Source organism: Streptomyces sp. SID9727 (assembly GCF_010550605.1).
GTDB lineage: Bacteria > Actinomycetota > Actinomycetes > Streptomycetales > Streptomycetaceae > Streptomyces.
Genome location: NZ_JAAGNI010000013.1, coordinates 1 through 209 on the forward strand (window position 1 = coordinate 1; position 209 = coordinate 209).

General features: G+C 77.0%; 1 pseudogene. It reads right to left on the reverse strand.

Annotated elements, in window-relative coordinates:
* A pseudogene (locus G3I41_RS00835) lies at positions 1–209 on the reverse strand (PucR family transcriptional regulator); the annotation flags it as partial.

Consider the following 209-nt stretch of genomic DNA (forward strand, 5'->3'; position numbering starts at 1 on the left):
GCGGGCAGCGGAACCAGGGCGATGGCCTCGTCACCCGTGTGCGCGACGGCGATCCGGTCCGCCGAGTCGGGGCCGGTCACCGCCGGATCGACCAGGATCTCCTCCAGCAGGGCCTGGGCGACCGGACCGCCCCGCACCCCGGACGTGCCGTCCGCGTCCCACTCGACCCGGGCCACCACCACCTGCCAGTGCGGCGCGGTGCCGAGGCC